This is a genomic window from Acinetobacter sp. 'aerobic (ED)' (assembly GCF_904886855.1).
Classification (GTDB): Bacteria; Pseudomonadota; Gammaproteobacteria; order Pseudomonadales; family Moraxellaceae; genus Acinetobacter; species Acinetobacter courvalinii.
In genome coordinates this window covers 1-15,660 of sequence record NZ_CAJHGI010000013.1, presented here as the reverse complement: position 1 = coordinate 15,660, position 15,660 = coordinate 1, and the positions used below count along the sequence as shown (strand labels likewise).

The 15,660-nt window shown below is 44.4% G+C and carries 10 protein-coding genes; 5 read left to right on the top strand and 5 right to left on the bottom strand.

Going from position 1 to position 15,660, the window contains the following annotated elements:
- From lptE to JO943_RS17960, 3 genes are all read right to left on the bottom strand, one after another.
- Entirely contained in the window at positions 1–510 is a 510-nt protein-coding gene (gene lptE, locus JO943_RS17970) for an LPS assembly lipoprotein LptE (RefSeq protein ID WP_005228615.1), read from the bottom strand.
- A gap of 88 nt (positions 511–598) precedes the next feature.
- The gene (gene leuS, locus JO943_RS17965; RefSeq protein WP_202741449.1) at positions 599–3,238 is read right to left on the bottom strand and encodes a leucine--tRNA ligase; all 2,640 of its coding nucleotides are present in this window, start codon (positions 3,236–3,238) and stop codon (positions 599–601) included.
- 142 nt (positions 3,239–3,380) lie between these two features.
- A complete protein-coding gene (locus tag JO943_RS17960; RefSeq protein WP_202741448.1) occupies positions 3,381–3,719 on the bottom strand; it encodes a DUF4124 domain-containing protein in 339 nt (112 codons plus the stop codon).
- Positions 3,720–4,227: 508 nt separating this feature from the next.
- On the opposite strand from JO943_RS17960, the gene JO943_RS17955 reads away from it, so the two are divergent.
- The 4 genes from JO943_RS17955 to JO943_RS17940 all read left to right on the top strand — a co-directional run bounded on the left by JO943_RS17955 (position 4,228) and on the right by JO943_RS17940 (position 10,295).
- Positions 4,228–5,952: an acetolactate synthase 3 large subunit gene (locus JO943_RS17955; protein ID WP_202741447.1), complete on the top strand. Its 1,725-nt coding sequence runs from the start codon at positions 4,228–4,230 to the stop codon at positions 5,950–5,952.
- Complete coding sequence (gene ilvN / locus JO943_RS17950) at positions 5,952–6,443, top strand: acetolactate synthase small subunit (RefSeq protein WP_004804329.1); 492 nt, start codon at positions 5,952–5,954, stop codon at positions 6,441–6,443. Before JO943_RS17955 ends, ilvN begins: the two co-directional genes overlap by 1 nt.
- Positions 6,444–6,566: 123 nt before the next feature.
- Positions 6,567–7,583 (top strand): ketol-acid reductoisomerase, encoded by a 1,017-nt coding sequence (ilvC, locus tag JO943_RS17945; RefSeq protein WP_004659026.1) that lies wholly within the window; start codon positions 6,567–6,569, stop codon positions 7,581–7,583.
- Between the two features lie 645 nt (positions 7,584–8,228).
- The gene (locus JO943_RS17940; RefSeq protein WP_005228621.1) at positions 8,229–10,295 is read left to right on the top strand and encodes a putative bifunctional diguanylate cyclase/phosphodiesterase; all 2,067 of its coding nucleotides are present in this window, start codon (positions 8,229–8,231) and stop codon (positions 10,293–10,295) included.
- Between the two features lie 60 nt (positions 10,296–10,355).
- Here JO943_RS17940 and JO943_RS17935 read toward each other — a convergent pair whose 3' ends face one another.
- Complete coding sequence (locus JO943_RS17935) at positions 10,356–11,498, bottom strand: alpha/beta fold hydrolase (RefSeq protein ID WP_202741446.1); 1,143 nt, start codon at positions 11,496–11,498, stop codon at positions 10,356–10,358.
- A 452-nt stretch (positions 11,499–11,950) separates the two neighbouring features.
- The gene (locus JO943_RS17930; RefSeq protein ID WP_005228623.1) at positions 11,951–13,033 is read right to left on the bottom strand and encodes an AraC family transcriptional regulator; all 1,083 of its coding nucleotides are present in this window, start codon (positions 13,031–13,033) and stop codon (positions 11,951–11,953) included.
- A gap of 252 nt (positions 13,034–13,285) precedes the next feature.
- On the opposite strand from JO943_RS17930, the gene JO943_RS17925 reads away from it, so the two are divergent.
- The coding region (locus tag JO943_RS17925) for an ESPR-type extended signal peptide-containing protein (protein WP_265102663.1) at positions 13,286–15,660 on the top strand (2,375 nt) is incomplete at its 3' end.

Here is a 15,660-nt window from a genome sequence, read left to right as displayed (position 1 = left end):
TTATGGCTGGGCTTTAGGTAAACGGTTGGCCGCAATTTGACGTGTGATCTGCTGTGCTACATCATCGATCACAATACGGTTCAGATACGCTTCTTGCTGGTTATCGGTGTTTACCGTTGCCACATCGTACTGGTAAGTACGAGACGCGGTGAGCGTACGCGGTTCGGTAATTTTACGGCCTTGACGATCTTCAATCTGGAAGGTCACGGTCAAACGCAGTAATACTTCGGTGAGTTTACCGTTGAGGAGCTGACGGCGAGGAGTGTAATCCAGAATGCGCAGCACATAGGCATCATTGGCATTGCTGAGTTGTACGCCGGTTGCACTGAGGTAAATACTGAGTCGGTTTTCAAGTTCACCGGTATTGGCAGGCAAGGCTAAAGACAGCTTGTTATAGACCAGCGGCGCTGCTGTTGGGTTACTTCCTTTTAAATGAAAGCCACAGCCGACTAAGCCTGCACTTAGGCCTAAAGTGAGAACGATAGCAGCTGCACGTTGCGCTAAGTGCATATTGATTCCTCTATTTATTCATCTTCCCTCAGCCCTCTTTTCAATTGAGGGAACCTCTCTTTTTTACAAAGAGAGGTTAAAAGGGCGTTTAAACCACTAAATTAACGAGTTTATTTGGTACCACAATTTCTTTCTTGGTCGGACCGGTCAAGAATTGTTGCACTTCTGGTAAAGCTTTTGCCAGCGCCAATAAGTCATCTTTAGACATATCAACTGCGACGTCTAACTTACCACGAAGTTTACCATTCACTTGTACAACAATCGTTTGTGTATTACGGGTTAATGCCGACTCATCCACTTGCGGGAATTCAACCGTAGTCAGTTCCAGACCAAACTGGGTCAATAAGGTTTGACTTAAGTGTGGTGCAAACGGTGCAAGTAAGGTGAGGAGCGTGGTAATCGCTTCACGTGCGACAGCGGCGTCATTATCATCTTTCGCTTCAAACTTGTTGCTGGCATTGAGTAATTCCATCAAGGCAGCAATTGCGGTATTGAAGGCATGACGACGTTCGATGTCATCACCCACTTTCTGGATGGTTTCATGGGTTTTACGACGTAAATCCTGTGCATCTTTAGAAAGGTTTGCAGTATCAATCGTAGTCGCCTGATTGCCTTTTTCAAGGAAACCTGCTGCTAAACGCCAGACACGTTTCAAGAAACGGTTTGCGCCTTCTACACCCGCATCTGACCATTCCAATGACTGATCTGGTGGTGCTGCGAACATCATGAACACACGTGCAGTATCCGCGCCGTATTGATCAATAATCGCTTGTGGATCAATACCATTGTTTTTCGACTTGGACATTTTTTCTTGTCCGCCGATGACAACTTCCTGACCATCACCTGAATATTTTGCAGACAGGATACGACCTTTCTCATCGCGTTCTAACTCGATATCGGCAGGGTTAAACCAGGTTTTCTTGCCATTCTCCGCTTCACGATAGAAGGTATCTGCCAGCACCATGCCTTGTGTTAACAAGTTGGTAAATGGTTCGTTACCTTGTACTACGCCTTCATCACGCATCAATTTATGGAAGAAACGTGCATACAATAAGTGCAGAATGGCGTGCTCTACACCACCGATATATTGGTTCACAGGCAGCCAGTTTTGGGCAGCTTCAGGTTTTACCATACCACCGGTAAAGTCTGGAGAAGCATAGCGTGCATAGTACCAAGATGATTCTACGAAAGTATCCAGGGTATCTGTCTCGCGACGTGCATCGCCGCCACAGCTTGGACATTTGGTTTCATAGAACTCAGGCATTTTATTCAATGGGTTACCAGAACCATCTGGAACCACATCTGTCGGTAAGACTACTGGTAATTGATCTTCTGGAACTGGTACCTGACCACAACTGTTACAGTTGATCATCGGGATCGGACAACCCCAGTAACGTTGACGAGAAACACCCCAGTCACGTAGACGGAATTGAACCTTCGAATTTGCCAAAACTTGTGGTTCTAATTTTGCAAGGAAGGCATCGAAAGCCGCCTGGAATGTTAAACCGTCAAACTCGCCAGAATTAACCAGTTTGCCTTCTTTCGAGCCATACCATTCTTGCCATTCAGTTGCAGAATAATCTGCATCGTCAGCACCTTTGGCATCAATCACTTGCTTGATTGGCAAGTTGAATTTATTGGCAAATTCAAAGTCACGTTCGTCATGGGCAGGCACCGCCATGACTGCGCCAGAACCATAAGACATCAACACATAGTTGGCAATCCAGACCGGAAGCTGTTCACCGGTTACAGGGTGTTTTACAAACAAACCTGTGGCCATGCCTTTCTTTTCAGCAGTGGCTAAATCCGCTTCTGCGACTGAACCCATGCGGCATTCTTCAATAAATGCAGCCAATTCAGGGTTGCCTGCTTCTGATTGGAGGGCAGCAGCTTTCAGCGCAAGCGGGTGTTCTGCTGCAACCGCAACATAGGTCACACCCATAAGTGTGTCAGCACGTGTGGTATAAACCGTTAAGCCGTCAGCATAGATTTCAGTATTGGCAGACGGGAAGGTGATTTCCATCCCCGTCGAACGGCCAATCCAGTTACGTTGCATGGTCAAGACCTGTTGCGGCCAGCCGTCTTGCAAGGTATCGAGATCGTCTAATAATTCTTGTGCATAGTCGGTAATGCGGAAGTAGTACATTGGAATATCGCGTTTTTCCACCAATGCACCTGAACGCCAGCCACGACCATTTTCAACTTGCTCATTGGCAAGAACAGTCTGGTCGACCGGATCCCAGTTCACGGTTGAAAGCTTACGATAGATCAAGCCTTTTTTATAAAGCTGTACGAATAACCATTGTTCCCAGTGATAATACTCTGGGGTACAGGTTGCAAATTCGCGATCCCAATCGACAGACAAGCCCAATTTTTTCAATTGGTCACGCATATAAGCGATGTTTTCAAAGGTCCATTTGGCCGGCGCAACCTGATGTGCAATCGCTGCATTTTCAGCAGGCAAACCGAATGCATCCCAACCCATTGGCTGCAGGACAGTCTCGCCTTTTAAACGATAAAAACGGCTGATCACGTCACCAATGGTGTAGTTACGCACATGCCCCATGTGCAGCTTGCCACTTGGGTAAGGGAACATCGACAGGATATAGCGATGCTTGCCCTCTACAGTGTCTGCAACTTTAAAAACTTTGCGATTGTCCCAGTCTTGTTGAACTTGGGGCTCAATGGCACTTGCTTGATATTCGGAGTCAATGTGAGAAGTCGTCATAGGGATATGCGATACAACAAAAAAGTAAAGTTAAGATTGCTGCACAGCATAGCGCAAAATTGCAGGAAATGTCAGTTTTTAGATCGGGATTTTATCTGCAAGCGTCGCCAGCTGCAGGCCAGCTTGCAGATCGCCACGCCGTTTAATAGGCAGATTGCGGGGCGTTTGCCGGTGGCGTTTGTGGTTTGGCGGTATTGGCAGGTACTTCGGGTTCAACTTGAGGTACTTGAGGTGCAGTATTCGGGTTAGTCGTTGCATTATCCTGCTGAGATGGATTCTGTTTCACCGAATGACTGCTGCCATAAGTCGAAACTTTATCCAGTCGTTTGGCACCTTTCGGGGGTGGCGTGGTGGTGTAATGGGTCGAGCCCTTGGCATCCATCCACTTATAATATTGCTGTGCCTGATTGTGGCTGGAACACAGTAATAGGATTGTTGTTACTAGTGTATATAAGCTTGATTTTAAATAAGATGATGTCATATTTGATCTCCCCAAGAGAATGTTGTTTATATTCGATCAAAATGCTGAATTGAGGTGTTTACAATGCCTATTTTTCCTTAAAAAGAAAACAGTTTTTTGACAAAAGGATGTTTAAAAAGACCAAATTATTCCGTGAAATGTGTTTAAAAAAACAACAGCTAAAAAATATTCGTTAAAAACCTTTTCTTTGTTCTTGACTTTGCTTATGAAAGAAACAAGAATGCTTTCTTAAGTTTTATATGCGCTTATTTGATCACCCTTCGAATAAATGTCATGGCTTGTAATGGACATTCTTTCTAGCCGAGAGAATGATTTTTTGAAATGTGCTTATCCCAGCATATTTTGATTCGAGATGTCATCAAGTTTATACGGCTGATGAGTCTCAGAAAATTTTTCCTATTACAGCAAAAACGAGTAGAATACGCACACTTATAAGAAGTGCAAAAGTTAATGAATAACACACAATTTATGTCTCCCATAAATTGTGCTAACACTAGGGTGAATCACGTTGGAACTTTTATCTGGTGGTGAAATGCTCGTTCGTGCCCTCGCGGACGAAGGCGTAGAGCATGTTTTTGGGTATCCAGGCGGCGCTGTATTACATATTTACGATGCGCTATTTCAACAAGACAAAATTAACCATTACCTCGTTCGTCATGAGCAAGCTGCTGGTCATATGGCAGATGCCTACTCACGCGTCACGGGTAAAACTGGTGTAGTACTGGTCACTTCAGGACCAGGCGCGACCAATACCGTCACTCCAATTGCAACAGCCTACATGGACTCGATCCCGATGGTGATTCTGTCTGGTCAGGTTGCCAGCCATCTGATTGGAGAGGATGCGTTCCAGGAAACGGATATGGTCGGTATTTCTCGCCCAATCGTAAAACACAGTTTCCAGGTGCGTCACGCTAGCGAAATTCCTGCCATTATCAAGAAAGCATTCTATATTGCTGCCTCTGGCCGTCCGGGTCCGGTTGTGGTTGATATTCCAAAGGATGCCACCAATCCGGCAGAAAAATTTGCCTACGAATATCCTGAAAAAGTGAAGATGCGTTCATATCAGCCGCCTTCACGTGGTCATTCAGGTCAAATCCGTAAAGCGATTGATGAACTGATTTCTGCAAAACGCCCGATCATTTATACCGGTGGTGGTGTTGTTCAGGGCAATGCGTCTGGCTTATTGACTGAGCTGGCACATTTGCTTGGCTATCCAGTGACCAACACCCTGATGGGCCTTGGTGCTTTCCCGGGCAATGATCCACAGTTCGTGGGCATGTTGGGCATGCATGGTACCTATGAAGCCAATATGGCGATGCATAATGCCGATGTAATTCTGGCCATTGGTGCACGTTTCGATGACCGTGTAACCAATAATCCTGCAAAATTCTGTACCAATGCGAAAGTGATTCATATTGATGTAGACCCTGCCACCATTTCCAAGACCATTATGGCGCACATCCCGATCGTGGGTGCAGTAGAGCCGGTACTTCAGGAAATGCTCGCGCAGTTGAAACAGATGAATGTTTCAAAGCCAAATCCTGAAGCAATTGCAGAATGGTGGTCTCAGATTAATGAATGGCGCAAAGTTCATGGCTTGCGTTATGAAGCAGGCCAGAACGGTGTCATGAAGCCACAACAGGTGGTTGAAGCACTGGATCGCGTGACCAATAGTGAAGCGATTATTACTTCTGACGTTGGCCAGCATCAAATGTTCGGTGCCAACTACTACAAATACAAACGTCCACGCCAGTGGATCAACTCGGGCGGCTTGGGCACCATGGGTGTTGGCTTGCCGTATGCGATGGCTGCAAAGCTAGCATTCCCTGACCAGCAGGTAGTATGTATTACTGGTGAAGCATCAATCCAGATGTGTATCCAGGAATTATCGACCTGTAAGCAATATGGCCTGAATGTAAAAATCCTGTGCTTGAATAACCAGGCACTGGGTATGGTGAAACAGTGGCAGGACATGAACTATGAAGGACGTCATTCAAGTTCTTATGTAGATTCATTACCTGACTTTGCCAAGTTGATGGAAGCTTATGGTCACGTTGGCATTCAGATTAACCACGCAGATGAGCTGGAATCTAAATTAGCTGAAGCGATGGCGATTAATGATAAATGTGTATTCATTAATGTCATGGTTGACCGTACTGAACATGTCTACCCGATGCTGGTTGCTGGTCAGTCCATGAAGGATATGTGGTTAGGTAAAGGGGAGCGTACATAATGAGACATATTATTTCTGTACTCGTTGAAAACGAGGCGGGTGCGCTTTCTCGTTTGGTGGGTTTGTTTTCTCAACGTAATTACAACATTGAGACACTGAATGTTGCGCCAACCGAAGATGAAACCTTATCGCGTTTGACCTTAACCACCTATGGTGATGATCACAAGATCGAGCAGATCACCAAACAACTCAACAAACTGGTTGAAGTGGTAAAAGTGGTCGATCTGTCTGAAGGTTCACATATTGAACGTGAATTGATGCTGATCAAGGTTAAGGCATTGGGTGCTGCGCGTGCGGAAATTAAACGTACAGCTGACATCTTCCGTGCGCAAATCGTGGATGTTACACCGACGACCTATACCATTCAGATCGCAGGTACAACGGACAAGATTGATGGTTTTATTGATGCCCTGGCAGAAAACACCATCCTTGAAGTGGTGCGTTCAGGTGTATCTGGTATCGCACGTGGCGAAAAAGTTTTAACAATTTAAAAATCTCCCCCAATTCCACTTTAAAAGTGGGTGTAACACCTGAAAAGGTGATCTGGGGGAGCCAACAAAAGATCTGTCCTTGCAGAACAAGGGAAATGACAACAATTTTAGCGGAGTAAACAGATGCAAATTTTTTACGATAAAGACTGTGACTTATCTATCATCCAAGGCAAGAAAGTTGCAATCATTGGTTATGGTTCTCAAGGTCATGCACATGCACTTAACTTGAAAGACTCTGGCGTAGACGTAACTGTTGGTTTACGTGCCGGTTCAGCATCTTGGAAAAAAGCTGAAAATTCTGGTCTTAAAGTATCTGAAGTTCCAGCTGCTGTAGCGCAAGCTGACTTGGTCATGATCCTGACTCCAGATGAGTTCCAATCTCAACTTTATCGTGACGTGATTGAACCAAATATTAAAGAAGGTGCAACTTTAGCGTTTGCGCACGGTTTCTCTATTCTTTATAACCAAGTTGTTCCACGTAAAGACTTAGACGTGATCATGGTTGCACCAAAAGCACCGGGTCATACAGTACGTTCAGAATACCAACGTGGTTCAGGTGTTCCTGACTTGATCGCAATCCATCAAGATGCTTCTGGTAATGCACGTAACGTTGCACTTTCTTATGCTTCAGGCGTAGGTGGTGGTCGTACCGGTATTATCGAAACTTCTTTCCGTGAAGAAACTGAAACTGACTTGTTCGGTGAGCAAGCTGTTCTTTGTGGTGGTGCTGTTGAACTGGTTAAAATGGGCTTCGAAACTTTGGTTGAAGCTGGTTATGCACCAGAAATGGCTTACTTCGAATGCTTGCACGAACTTAAGTTGATCGTTGACTTGATGTTCGAAGGCGGTATCGCAGACATGAACTATTCTGTATCGAACAATGCAGAATATGGTGAATATGTGACTGGTACTGAAGTGATCAACGAACAGTCTCGTGAAGCAATGCGTAATGCATTGAAACGCATTCAGTCTGGTGAATATGCGAAGATGTTCATTCAGGAAGGTGCGTTGAACTATCCATCTATGACTGCTCGCCGTCGTCAAAACGCAGCACATGGTATCGAAGTAACAGGTAACAAGTTACGTGCGATGATGCCTTGGATTCAAGCAAACAAGATTGTTGATAAAGAGAAGAACTAATTTCTCGAATCAATTGATTTGAATGCGAAGACCCACTCTATTTGAGTGGGTTTTTTATGTCTATCTTTACGTGCCTCAAAAAGATGAAAGCAGTACTTTCATCTTTTTTCGTACCTTGGATTCAAGCGAATAAGATTGTAGATAAAGAGAAAAACTAAGTTTTAGTTTAATCTTTAAAAAGCCCTTCTATAAACAAGGGCTTTTTTTATGCGATGTAAATGACAGGTGTTGCATCCGAAGTAAAAATCAGATGAATGCAGTTTGAGATTTAAGCATTTTTATGAGAAAGTTTAACCATGCTCCAGCACAATAATGCCTTAAGATTTTGCGGAATCTGGGCGATTTAAAAACAGTTCCAAACCCAAAAAGTGCCCTGCAAAAAGCGTTAGTAAAAATAAATTAAATTTTCAATTAAAAAGTAGAAATAAAAAATAAGGCTTTTCATCGGTTTGAAATGTTCACCTGCTTTTATTCTATTGATTTATAAAGTGAAAAGGACTTGACCTTATGCCAGATGATGCTATTGTTAAGGAAAGTTTATGAATGTCAAATTCATCGCTTTTTTGAGTGTAGAAGGTCGTTCGGATTTCGAGCATTTTTGCTCATCAAATAAAAAAAAGTACTGAATAATCATGGAAGTCCTTTATGGTTCACGTTGATTACGATAGCACATTGGTCATCGTTTCCATTTTGGTTGCAATAGCGACATGCTATGCGGCAGTTTCAATGGAAGAACTCGTTTTTAAAGTTGCTTATAAAAAATTTGAAAAAAGCATTTTAGTGGCGAGTGGCTTAATCTTAGGATTAGCGATATGGTCAATGCACTTTGTGGGAATGCTGGCTAGCCATTTGCCAGAAGGGTATCGTTTTGATGTGAGTTTAACCATACTGTCCTATCTGGTCGGTGCTGTGGCTTCCATTTTTGCGGTATGGCTCACTTCTAGGCCAACCTTGCCTTTACCTCGTCTCGTACTTGGTGCTGTTTTTATGGGTCTCGGCATATCGGGCATGCATTACACCGGCATGCTGGCATTAATGGTTGAACACCACCGGATGCATTATGACCCTCTGTTGGTGATCTGCTCGGTGCTGATTGCGATTAGTGGTTCGGGCTTAAGTTTCTTTTTTATTTTCAAATATAAAAATGCAATAAAATACCGTACCTTACTTAAAGCAACTGTTGCTATCCTGATGGCATTCAGTATTGTCGGAATGCATTATACTGGCATGGCAGCCACCTACTTTGATGAAAGCCTGGCGCAAGTCCTGACCTCGGATCAGACTCAACAAAGTGTTTTACTGTTTACCATTATTTTTATTACCAGTCTGGTTTTTGTCGCTGGTTTCGCGGTCGCAGTGCTAGAAGCGCGTCTGGAAGAGCGCAATGAACAGCTCACAAAGATGAATAAAGAGCTGGCCACCCAGTCGCTACATGATGCGCTGACAAAATTACCGAACCGTTTGTTCCTCACAGATTATGCTGAAGTGGTGTTTAGCCACCATCGTTTGCACGACCAAAAAGCGGCATTTCTCTATATCGACTTAGACCGTTTCAAGTCTGTGAATGATGCTTTTGGGCATCATATCGGTGACCAGTTGCTGATCCAGATGGCAAACCGTCTCCATAATAAATTAGACAATAGCCGCCATAAGCTGTTCCGGATTGGTGGCGATGAGTTTGTTCTCATTGCCGAAAATACCGATATCAATGAAGCGATGCAGCTTGCAGAAAATCTTCTGCACTACATTCAGGAAACCTATTTAATTGCGACCAAAGATATCAATATCTCTGCCAGTGTCGGGATTGCCATGTATCCAGAACATGGCACCAATGTACAGGACATTTTGATCAATGCCGATGTCGCGATGCTGATCTCGAAAGAGCAGGGCCGCAATACTTATACCATGTTCCATTCCATGTCCGATCAGCAGGATGTGCGCAGTCAGTCCAAATTGATTAATGATCTTTATAAAGCGGTCGATGAACAGCAATTTGTGTTGTTTTACCAGCCCAAATTTACCGCCAGTTATGAAGTCTGCGGTGTCGAAGCGCTGATTCGCTGGAAGCATCCAACGCTGGGATTATTAACACCGCAAATGTTTATCGATGGCGCAGAAAAAACCGGTTTGATTATTCCGATGGGCTATTGGGCGCTCGAACAAGCCTGCCAGCAAATCCAGAAATGGGAACAAAATAACAGTGCCTTCTACCCGATAGCCGTCAATCTGTCTGCACTGCAGTTTGAAAATAAAAAGCTGTTTAGCGTGCTGGAACAACTGTTAGAACAGTATCAGATCCAGCCGCATCATTTAATTCTTGAAATTACCGAATCGACCGCGATGCATCATATCGATTCTAGTATCCGCACCTTGGAACGCTTGCGCAAACTCGGCATCCGCATTGCGATTGATGATTTCGGGACAGGCTATTCCAGTTTTCTGTATTTAAAAGATTTACCGGTGGATGAGCTTAAAATTGACCGCGGTTTTCTCATTGATCTGCAGCCTAATTCCAAAGAAGAAGCGATTTTAGAAAGTATTATCCATCTGGCCGCAAAGCTGGGTTTGATCGTGACTGCGGAAGGAGTAGAGACCCAACAGCAGGCCGATATCCTGACCAGCTTAGGCTGCCATCAGTTACAAGGCTACCTGCTAGGTACACCGGTCAATGTCGAAAGTCTGGTGTTGCATCGCCAGCAACATTTTGCCTGAATCATGGATATGGGCTGCTCGGTTTGTTAAAACTTTACAGCCGGATCTTGCAGAATTTTTTTAATCCGAACGTTGCGCTAACCACTGGGTCACCACTGGCCAGACGGAATGCGGTGCCTGATTGCCTGAAACCAGTCCCATATGCCCACCAGGAACAATTTCAAACTGTTTATCGGTACTGCTAATCAAATCCATCAGTGGGCGTACTGCCTCGGCAGTGACAATGATATCGGTATTGCCACCCACCGCCAGCACAGAACAATCAATGTCTTTTAGATTGGCCGTTTGTTCCCCGAATTTCACCGTTCCTGTGGAAAGTTCATTATCAATCCAGAAACGTAAAATAATATCGCGCATGACACCGCCCGGATAGGCCAGCATATTGTCCACAAAAGAACTTGAAGTCGCGTGATTGATCACAAACTGGCGGTCATTCAGGTTTTTGAGTAGTTCCCAGTAATTTTTAAAGTTTCCAATCGGATCGGTGAGTTTAAAGCCCAGCGTATTTTGCCAGCCGTGGATATGGAAAACCCGGCTTGGCACTTGATAAATCCGGAATTTGGTGTTGCTGCGAATCCATTGCGCCGGTGCAGTTAGCTTCTGGTAAAACTTGCCCATATAGCCTGATTTATGGGTATTAATCGGCGAAGCCAGAATTACCATATTCTGAATATTTTTATCTTTAAACAGTGAGGTATAACACAGGGAAAGTGCACCACCTAAACTCCAGCCATACAGGGAAAGCTGCTGCTGACCGCTACGCTGGCGAATCTTTTCAATAAAGTCGGGCATAAAGGTTTTGACATAGGTGCCGAGATTATATCGAGCCTGTCGCAAGCTAGGCGTACCCCAGTCAATCAGATAAACGTCAAAGCCCTGTGCCAGAAAATAACGGACTAGACTACGAGTTGGGAATAAATCATAAATCAGCATATTGGCTGCAAGTGGCGGCACAATGACTAAAGGAATCCGGTGTTTTATGACGCTACGGTCAGTACTGTAGTGACGCAGGCTGATAATTTCACGCTGATAGACAATCTCGAAAGGAGTCTTGCCTGACAGGGCCAACTGTTGGCCGCGGAAGACACGATCTACAGCATTTGCCAGAATATGCTGGGCTTGCTGACGCCTGCGGCTATTCAAAATGCGTTGCACCGCTTGAGTCGTGATGAGAGGTCGTTTCGCTTTTGGCAATTGAGTCATTGTGAACCTAAAACGTTAAGGTGTTGCACTATTGGGTTGCGGCATATTAGAAGAAAAATGCGTATAGCTCAGTGACTCATTTGCTTAACTTATTTACCAAAATGATCAATTTTACAGAGGAGAAAATGGCTCTCGTCATGGTCTGGCTATTCTTATGAAAGAATAAAAATCAAAATAATATTTATAAATAAAGCTTTATAATTAAAAAACCCCAGTTAGGGTCTCGGAAAACACATAACTGAGGATAAAGTGATTATTTAAAAATTGTTTAAATATAAATAAAAAGCCTCAGTTGCTACGGGGAAGTGCAACTGAGGAAAACCCACGTCGTTTAATTAATGTATGGTGATTTTTTGTGAATTGAAATACTTTTAATTAAAAATACACCATATGTTTAATATTTTGGTTTAAAGTGTTTAATCTATTTTGATAAAATTTATTTAAAACCCAAGTTATATTTTGCTCTGCTTGAGATAATACTGTTTAATCGCAACACGTTGTTCCCGTATATAATCACTTGGATTTTTCCCGGTCCAGCCAATAAATGCTCTTGAAAATGCACTGATATGGCTATAACCCAGTAAATCGGATATTTCCTGAATATTACGATTGGAGTCGATCAGTTTTCGGGTAATTTCAAACTTTTTTGATTGGAGTAATGCTGAAAAAGTGGTGTTGGCACTGGCCAACTCTCTTTTCAAGGTCCGTTCAGAGATCTTTAGCTTTCTCGCAACTTCACTTAAACCCGGAAAGCCTGATCCTGGAATAAACTTGAGTTGCTGGTTTACTTTTAAAATGATTTTATTATCCTGGTCCTGATAAAATAAATATTCCTTATTCATCAGCTCCTTGGCAATGGTATAAGCAGCGGTTGAACTAAAGGTCAGCGGTAAATCTAGCGATTTAATATCAAAACTGATCTGGTTATATTCTTTGTTGAAGTTGAAGGCGGGTAAACGTTTTTCATAAAAATGATGATATTTTGGAACATCCCAAGCAATATCAACACTGATGCCGGTCAGATTATAATTAGTGATCAGTTGCAGGTTGGTCACAATATCAATAATCGCGCTTTCGATAAAAAATTTATTAATACTGTCTTTCTGGAACTCATTTAATTGACTGGGTAACTGATATAAGGGATTAAATCGAATAATAATTTTATTGTTTTTATTGAAGATGGATAAGTCCATTTTATGGACCCGCATACTATAAAAACTCTGTAAGTCATTCAGCACCTGACCGATGGTACTGTTGGTTAGTAATGCGAATCCCAAGGCGCCATGGGTGGTAATTTTACAATTAAAACCAAATTGATAGCCCAGACCTCGATCGGGTAATAGCTCTAGAATACGGCCAACATAGTCAGTCCATAAGTCAAAACTTAAACGGTCATTGGCGTTCATATCGGTGAGGTAGGATAAGGGAATTTGACACCTTCTAATGATTTCACTTTGTGGAATACTAAATTTGGCAGCAGTTTCTACCAGTATTTTTAGATAGTCATTATGTACGTTAAATAGCTGTTTTTTCATGGCAAAAAGAAAATATTGATCTATAACACTTATACAGGAGCGTGGGGGTGCCTGATCATTTTTTAAGTCAAAGTCCCAAAATGTTTAATAATGTGCGCCAAAGTGTTTTTTATTATTCTTTTGAGGAATAGTAGGCATTTTTTACTAAAAATACGCATCAATTGTTAAAAAAAAAGAGTAATTGTTAAGAGGTTTTTGCAAGTTACCGTCTATTTTTCGTGCGTTAAACCCTTTTGTGTAGGCGCACATTCAATGAATAAAATCTATCGTTTAGTCTGGAACAAAAGTCTGAATTTATGGACTGTGGTTTCAGAAAATGCACGTGGTGTTACTAAAAAACGTAATGTATCAGCAAATACAGACGTGCAGGCTTCGACTTTAGTCCAAGCAGATTCAAAACAACAAAAACAGTATCAACCTATTACCACGGTACTGGCACTGACCATCAGTTCGGTACTGTGGAGTGCCGGCGCATTGGCTGCAACCAATACTGGTGGCGGTTCTGTTTCAAACAGTAATGGCAGCAGTATGGCTTTGTCTCCGACTGCTTCGCAATGTGGTACCGGTTCCGGTGAGGCCAGTGTCAATGGTAATGCAGGAGTCGCGATTGGTTGTGGTAGCTCCATTACTGGTACAGACCCAACAATTCAACAAGGACTTGTAAACCGTCGTGGAACAGGTGCAAATAATTATCCTACGGGGGCAGCGTCTGTAACTAGTGCTTCAACTGCAGTAGGCCGGAATAACAAGATCAGTAATCCGGGTGGTGCGACTGTTTATGGTAACTCGAATGTTTCGGATGGAACGGGTACCTTCCAGAATGTTGCGATTGGTCAGGGTAACCGTACCGCTGGTGATGGTTATAATACGGCACTGGGGATCGGGAATGAGCTTACTAATGGTAATTCCAATGTCGCGCTCGGAGTGAATAACCGTGCAGCAGGCAATACTTCGATTGCCATGGGGCGTGGAACCTGGGCGGATGCCAGTTATAGTTTTGCAGCAGGTAATACGGCTACCGTAGCGGCTGGGGCAACCGGTGCGATTGCCATGGGCCATTCTGCCACCTCGAAGGGAGTACGTGCTATTGCCATCGGTAGCAGTACTTCGACTGCAGTCAACTATGATCCTGCCACTGCTGCCAATGCCGATGGAGCGGACTCGGTTGCAGTCGGTACAGGTGCCAAAGCCACAGGTAACCAGACCACAGCAGTCGGTCGTCAGGCCAAAGCGGCGGGTGCAAATGCTTCAGCTTATGGTAATGAAGCCAATGCCAATGGCACCTCTAGCGTCGCAGTAGGTGATAAAGCCAAAGCTCAAGGCAATAATGATATCGCCATGGGCCTGAATGCGGCGACTGCATCTGGCGGCAGCAATAATATTGCAGTGGGTAATGGCGTTACCACTGGTGCAACAGGACAAAACGTTGCTATGGGTTCGGGTACAACCACAGCCAATTCAGCTTCAAGCACAGGTGGTGCAGTTGCGATTGGTCGCGACCAGAAAGCCACAGGTGATGGTGCAGTTGCGCTGGGTGACCCGAACACCGCCAATGGTAATGGTACTGTAGCCTTGGGTCGAAACAATACGGCAGCAGGTGATGATGCTGGCAATACGGCGGCCAATGGCGCGGTGGCAATCGGTAATGAAAACAAGGCGATCGGTCAAGGTTCAGTTGCATTGGGTAATACTTCAACCGCTGCAGCAGCTGGTGCGGTTGCTTTGGGTGATACCGCCAAAGCGCAGGCAAGCAATGGCGTGGCACTGGGTTCCAATGCCGTGGCGACCAATGCGGATGATGTGGCATTAGGTTCTGGCAGCCAGACTTCAACGGCAACTGGTAATGCTTATCGTACTGGTACAGCAGCGCCAAGTTCGGTGGTTTCAGTCGGTACAGCAGGCAATGAACGCCGTATCCAGAATGTCTCTGCAGGTGCAGCAGACACTGATGCAGTGAATGTTAGCCAGTTAAGAAGCGTACAGGATGGTGTGGACCAGCTTGGTCAAACTACCGCTGATGCACTGGGTGGTGGTTCAAGCTATGATCCAAGTACAGGTGCTGTTTCTAACCCGACCTATACGGTGAATGGCAATAACGTCAACAATGTCGGTGCTGCAATCAGCGAGTTGGACAAAGGCTGGAACTTGCAGTCGAACGGTGCCAACAGTGGTGCTGTGAAAGCAGGCGATACCGTTGATATCGGCACAGCAGACGGCGAAGAAAACCTGCAAGTTGCGAAAGAAGGCAACAACATCAAGTACAGCCTGAACCGTGACCTGAAAGTGGATAGCGTGACTGCGGGCGATACCGTGATTAACAACGACGGTATGACCATTACTGGCGGTCCAAGCGTGACCAAGTCTGGTATTGATGCTGCGGGCACGACCATCAGCAATGTAGGACCGGGTGTTGCAGGAACTGATGCAGTTAACGTAGATCAACTTAACCAAGCCAGCCAAGACCTGACCGATAAAGGCTTTGGCCTGACTGCACAAGACGGCACCACTGTTCAGAAGAAACTGGGCGAAGCGGTTGATGTGGTTGGCGCTGATTCAAATATCAGCACCAAAGTTCAAGACGGTAAAGTGGCGATTGAACTGGCCAAAGACCTGAACGTCGACAGCGT

Bases quoted from the DNA above. Each gene is read 5' to 3' on its own strand.
- ilvN (WP_004804329.1), top strand. From the start codon at position 5,952: ATGAGACATATTATTTCTGTACTCGTTGAAAACGAGGCGGGTGCGCTT.
- JO943_RS17940 (WP_005228621.1), top strand. From the start codon at position 8,229: ATGGTTCACGTTGATTACGATAGCACATTGGTCATCGTTTCCATTTTG.
- lptE (WP_005228615.1), bottom strand. From the start codon at position 510: ATGCACTTAGCGCAACGTGCAGCTGCTATCGTTCTCACTTTAGGCCTA.
- leuS (WP_202741449.1), bottom strand. From the start codon at position 3,238: ATGACGACTTCTCACATTGACTCCGAATATCAAGCAAGTGCCATTGAG.
- JO943_RS17960 (WP_202741448.1), bottom strand. From the start codon at position 3,719: ATGACATCATCTTATTTAAAATCAAGCTTATATACACTAGTAACAACA.
- JO943_RS17930 (WP_005228623.1), bottom strand. From the start codon at position 13,033: ATGAAAAAACAGCTATTTAACGTACATAATGACTATCTAAAAATACTG.
- ilvC (WP_004659026.1), top strand. From the start codon at position 6,567: ATGCAAATTTTTTACGATAAAGACTGTGACTTATCTATCATCCAAGGC.
- JO943_RS17935 (WP_202741446.1), bottom strand. From the start codon at position 11,498: ATGACTCAATTGCCAAAAGCGAAACGACCTCTCATCACGACTCAAGCG.